Genomic DNA, 6,225 nt, shown 5'->3' with positions numbered 1-6,225 from the left:
ATCATTTAGTAATTTTTACCGTCATTATCTGACGACTCTTACTATTTTATCAATATTATGACTTCTTGTCAACAGTTTTATTTATTAATTAAATTTACTGTATTTAAAAAGTCTTAATTTATCGCTAAGTTCATTTCATGTACTCCCTAGCGACAAGGACTATTCTATCAAATAAACATATATCTTTGCTAAAATATTACTATATTTATCAACAAATAAATTGATTTTTTTCTTTATTTCTTTATATTTCTTTATATTTCTTACACTGATACACCAGATTAAGTTGTTGCTATTTCAATATTAGATTTTACTTTTTCATTGTGTTTTTATAAAAATATTTTTAATTTATCCCTATACAATTTAATTTTATATAGTTGTTTAAGATAAGTCGTAATTTTCTATAAAAAATAGTATAAGATAATTTTATCTTATACTATTTTTTATTATATTAATTATAATTCTTATCAAACATATCAAACATCATTTCAACTGCTCTTGATATGTTATTTAACCATAAACATTACTATTTAAATTGCTAAACACAACCATAAAAACAAACTTTCCTCTCGATAAGTTTAATAATGCAGTGTCATTCTCTACACATTTTAAAGTTCTATTTTATTAGCTGTAACTGATTATAATTCATGTAGTAACTAAAGTGATATTCCTATATTTACTTGATTTTTCTTTAATATTTCTAATACAAGATTACTATGTTCTTTATTTAAATAACTTTTATTCGGCAAAATTTAAAAATATAATGAACTTGTATTTACATTATAAAAAACAGATTTAAAACATGAAGTGTAATGGATATAAATGAGATCTCAATTAACTTTCCTTAAAAATTCTCATATTATTATCAACACTATGCTAAAACCTACCTAATTTTAAACATCTAAAAAGACCACCAATAATAACTTATCAGTCTTCTAACTCATTACTCTATATATTTTAAGGAAACTGAGGGGTTCCTGCTCCTTGTGTTACAAATGGTTTAACTTCAACTCCCTTATAATCAATAAAATAATTTATATCGCATATTGTTTTACCTAAATAAGACTCTTGTGCAGCATTAGCTTCCATTACTTCTTCTGGACAAAAATCATATATGGGAGATTTCACTAAATTACAAAATCCACTATCTTCACTTGTATCTATTCTCCAAATTTTATTTTTACGTAATGACCATATATAGTTTCTCTTTTTATATACTCCATTTTTAGTATCAAATAACTGCAATTTAGGATCTGCTTTAATTGCAATATCTGTTTTTTGTTTTTCTAAGTTACTAGGATATTCTTTACTATGAAAAATTATTAATATATCTCCATTACTGTAACTTTCATCTATTACCATATGTCCATGAAATAAATCAATAAGGTTTAATTTAGTATCTGGAAAATTTATATTAATGGCTTTAAATAATGCCTCTAAGTAATTGCTTATATCATCATTAAATCTTCTAGGTTTTTCACCATTCCCGGAACTCCAGCTTTTTATAAACTCAGTCACTTCAATAGGATTTGTATTTTTAATAATACTATTTTGATCTTTTAATGCCTGAAATAATTTTGCTTCATCATAACCACTTGGAAGTTCAGGAGCTAATATAGTATTAACCTTTGAGGAGTAAATCTTAGGTCCACCTTGTCCATCACAACTTCTAAGTAAACCCATAATAGCCTTTGACTTATCTTCATAAGTTATATTATCATTTTCAATAATATCTAGAAACCTCGTCCATTCTTGTAGATATTCTTTACTAATTTTCTTTAATTCTTCATTTCCTAAATTATTATTAATTGATTCTACTGCATATGCTATTCTGCTGCTACATATTAAAAACATAATTAATATTACTGTATTTTTAATTATATTTTTACCCATTGTTAATCCTCCCTTTATTTTATGGTTTTAAAATTAATTAATATACACCATTAAAATTTATATCTCAACAAACAACTCCTCAGAATCACCTATTGGACACTTTTTCATTATTACATTTATTTCATAAATACATTTTCAATAAATAAAATTATGTCATCATATAGATATGCTTCAAAATTAGCTTCTCCTCTACATTGAAAATTCTTTTGATAATTCTTCATATAAAACTCAATATCAGTTAAATTAACTTCATTTACTCTAATATTACTTATAACTTCCATATTATTTATCAAATTATATTTATAAATAAATCCTCCTCTGATGCTTTACTATTGATAACTTTAAAATCAATTATGCCAACAATTTTAAAATCCTTTACTAACTAATACAAAAAGGACTTCATGCAATATATGCTATAAGTCCTTCTATAATATATATTTTTATTTATAACCATTGGTAAAATCAGTGGTTTTATTTAAGACTCTAAGCTTCTTTTCTCTAACTAGCATCGAAAGGTTCTGCATTTTCACTTGGCTAAAACTACTTTGCTATTGCTACTTTTGCACCCTATTAATGGGTAATTTTAATACTTGATATTCTTACCCCTCAGGTCTTTCATTATTGTCAGCCTAGATTTAAAAGAAGCTATTTCCTTATATGCTAACATCTTTGTATCTCTTCTTCTTTATTTTTTATTAGAAAGTATTCTTTATATTTATATAGATTCTTATCAAGTTTAAGCTCTATCACTAAACCTCTTCAGAACTCACCTGCATAGCATGTGGTTTTCAATATGCAATAAAGATAGTATAAGAAGAGCTTCTTATACTATCTTTATTATATTAATTCCAATCCTTATCAACCATATCAAACATCATTTTACCTATTCTTGATATAGTAGTTAAACCATAAACATTGCTAGGCAAATTGCTAGACATAACTGTAAAAACAAAATTTCCTTTTGGTAAGTTTAATAATGCAGTGTCATTCTCTACGCATTTTAAGGTTCCTATTTTATTTGCTGTAGCTGATTGTAATTCATGTGGTAAATAAAATGGTATTCCTGTATTTACTTGATTTTTCTTTAATGTTTCTAATATAAGATTACTATGTTCTTCATTTAAATAGCTGTTATTTGATAAAAGCTTCAAACATTTTGAAAGATCATGACTAGTAGTAACATTTTCTTTATCATCATCTATTTTATTTTCTGATGGATACTTTCTAACTTCTGTAGAATACAGTTTCATATCTTTTATTAACTCATTTATTCGATCCATTCCTACTAAATTTACTATCTTGCAGGCTGCTGTATTATCACTTTGTATTAACATTGCTATTAATAATTCTTTAATTGTATACTCTTTTTCTGAGAACTCATGAATTATACTGTATCTTCCACTAACCATATCATCTTTAGTTATTGAAACTTTATCATCAATGTTAAAAGTATTATTTTCAATTTCTTGCATTAGAGCCACTGCAATTGGTACTTTTATGCATCCTGCTGCTGTCATTTGTACATTTTCATTTAATCCATAAGTATAACCGCTTTTTAAATCTTCAAAATAGAAACTATAAATTCCGTCTCTATTATCTAAATAACGTTTAATTTCTTTCATATATTCCCTCCAAGCACCACATCATTAAGACACCATATAAACTTACATTAATTATAATATTCTATATATTCTAATGTCAACTAATTGAGTTTATTTTCTAAATTTATTGTATATTTAAAATATAATGCAAATTTTATAAATAAAATCATATCTATTTTAAAAGAAAAATAATTTTTTCAATTGACAATATCTAAATTTCCTCCCTTTAATTTTGGAAAAGTAACCGATCGAACAACTCTGTAAAAAATACTACAAAATTATATTTATATTGAATTGCATCTTTCATTTAATATGAAATTTAAAATAATCTCTTAAATATCTTATAATATCTCCTCCAAATTAATAAAAGCACTTAAAACTAAGTGCTTTTATTACTATATTGAAATTATATTCATAAATACTAATGCAAATAAAAATAATGCAATCATAATTCTATATACAGCAAATACTTTCATTGGTTTTTTCTTTAGATAATTTATAAATCTATCTACTACTACTAAAGATACTAAAAATGCAACTATAAACCCTACAGTTAATGTAAGTATTTCTCCTAATACAAGATTACCCCCATACTTAATTAATTTTACCCCTGAAGCTCCTACCATAGCTGGAATAGCTAGAAAAAAAGAGAATTCAGTAGCCACTACTGTAGAAAGTCCACTTACCCAACCACCGATAATAGTTGATGAAGATCGTGACATTCCAGGCCATAATGCTAAACATTGAAATATTCCTACTTTTAAAGCTTGCTTAGTAGTAATATCATCTATATCTACAGTTTTTAAAGACTTTTTAAATTTTTTTTCTGCTATTAGCATTAATATTCCTCCTATTAATAAGCCTATAGCAACAGTCAATGAATTGAATAAATATTTATCAATTAAATCTTCAAATGCAAATCCAAGTATGCCTACTGGTATACATGCTACAAATATATTAATCCAAAATTTTACTCCCCAAGGCTTACCTGTAAAGAATCCTTTTATGGAGGAAATTATTTTTTCCCAATATAGTACTAAAATAGCAAGTATCGCCCCTAACTGTATAACAACTTCAAAAAGATTGGCAAAACTTCCTTTAAAATTTATTAGATCTCCAACGATAATCATATGTCCTGTAGAGGATACTGGAATAAATTCTGTTATTCCCTCTACAATAGCAATCACAATTGCTTTTAATAGTAATATTAAATTCATAAATCATCACTCTTTCAATTTTACTTTATTCGAGGGTATATTGTACTATGATAACTTTTTTATTTCAACTGTTTAGATATCTGAAAAAATAATGAGTTAAAAATGCTAGTCCATTATTTTCTTTCAGATGCCTAAGGTATCTGAAAGAAAATAATAGCCCAAAGATGTTAGTCTATTTTAGGCATATGAAATAAAATAGCTAGTTAAAGATGCGAAATATATTTTGCATCAGACAACGTAGTATGATAGAAAATAGGATAACATACTGGTCTATTATTTTTCTGAAGATGTCTTAATTCTTTTTAATTGTTATCTCTCTAATTGGAGTTTTTCCATCCTCAGATATTCTTATAGAGTTCTCTCCATTTATTATAGCTAAATCATAATAGGTATTTACTTCTACAAACTTTTCTCCATCAATACTTACATAATATTTCTCTAGCATAACACTATTTTTAAATACCCCTGCAGTAAATCCTATAAACTCTTCTGTATCTTCTTTTGTATCTCTTTTAGATAATATAATTGTTGGAAGGTTATCATTCTTTTCATCATGATATACTATCTCTGGGTTTATATGAAATACATCTTTTTTATTCACAAATATAGTAGGCCCAATATATCCTTCTTTATTTTCTAACTGAGCGTCCTCTTTGTTTTTCACATAAGTAACATAAGAATTGCTTTTAATTTCATCAAATTTATTATTATCGATTTCTATAGTATAGCTATTAAAATATTTACTCATATTTTTTTTATACTTTTTGATAGCTTTTTCGTTCTCTAGTCCTACAATATTAACATTTTCAATACCTTTTTCAATTATTTCAACAGCACTTAATGGTATATCTTTATCAGTCATATAACAAGCATTCCCACCATCTATCATTACCCATTTGCCATGAACCTTACTCCATACTTCAATTACTTTATAATTTTGTCTAGGCTTAACCTTTGTATTATTACTTGCGAATAGCTTACCTTTTCTTACATTTATATTAATTGTAGATAATCCTTCTTCCAAAAGTGTTGCATAATTATCATCAGACAATACTTTATTAGTTTCAATTTTCTTCATTATTTCTTCCGTGTTTTTCCCCACCTCAATAGTATTTATATTAAATTCTGCTTTACTATTTATCCACTTAATCATTTCAAAAGTCTTATCTATTTCATTTGCTCCATTAGCAACTAATTTATCATATCGATATTTATTTTTTAATTTTTGCTGATAATCATTTTTTCCATCTAAATAGTAAAATTTAATATTATCTCCTTCATAAAAGTTATCATACTTTACAATCTCAACCTTATATTTATGATTATATTTATTTAATTCTAAATTATTCTTAAAAATTATAGCTGCTGAAAATCCTCCTATTACTAATAATCCAATTATAATTTTTTTTATTCCATTACGTCTTTTCATTTCCCCTACCCCTAATCATTGTTTTTTAACATATACCATTATAATCTACTTCTGCTATATATTGAAGTAAATATGTCTAAAAATTTAT

5 protein-coding genes are annotated in these 6,225 nt (G+C 25.5%); all 5 read right to left on the bottom strand.

The window, feature by feature from the left end; genetic code table 11:
• Positions 1 to 954: 954 nt before the first annotated feature.
• The 5 genes from ACY1IQ_RS15790 to ACY1IQ_RS15770 all read right to left on the bottom strand — a co-directional run bounded on the left by ACY1IQ_RS15790 (position 955) and on the right by ACY1IQ_RS15770 (position 6,137).
• Positions 955 to 1,890 carry a hypothetical protein gene (locus ACY1IQ_RS15790; protein ID WP_461614866.1) on the bottom strand — a complete coding sequence of 312 codons (936 nt, stop codon included), beginning with the start codon at positions 1,888 to 1,890 and terminating at the stop codon, positions 955 to 957.
• A 116-nt stretch (positions 1,891 to 2,006) separates the two neighbouring features.
• Complete coding sequence (locus tag ACY1IQ_RS15785; RefSeq protein ID WP_461614865.1) at positions 2,007 to 2,183, bottom strand: hypothetical protein; 177 nt, start codon at positions 2,181 to 2,183, stop codon at positions 2,007 to 2,009.
• A 549-nt stretch (positions 2,184 to 2,732) separates the two neighbouring features.
• A complete protein-coding gene (locus tag ACY1IQ_RS15780) occupies positions 2,733 to 3,512 on the bottom strand; it encodes a serine hydrolase (protein WP_461614864.1) in 780 nt (259 codons plus the stop codon).
• A 374-nt stretch (positions 3,513 to 3,886) separates the two neighbouring features.
• Entirely contained in the window at positions 3,887 to 4,708 is an 822-nt protein-coding gene (locus ACY1IQ_RS15775) for an undecaprenyl-diphosphate phosphatase (RefSeq protein WP_461614863.1), read from the bottom strand.
• A 292-nt stretch (positions 4,709 to 5,000) separates the two neighbouring features.
• On the bottom strand, positions 5,001 to 6,137 hold the full coding sequence (locus tag ACY1IQ_RS15770; protein WP_461614862.1) for a transglutaminase domain-containing protein: 1,137 nt from the start codon (positions 6,135 to 6,137) through the stop codon (positions 5,001 to 5,003).
• Between the last annotated feature and the right edge of the window lie 88 nt (positions 6,138 to 6,225).

The sequence above is a fragment of the Clostridium sp. Marseille-QA1073 genome, from assembly GCF_054863625.1.
Note: the sequence above shows the minus strand (reverse complement) of the source record. Positions and strands in the feature narration are given on the sequence as shown.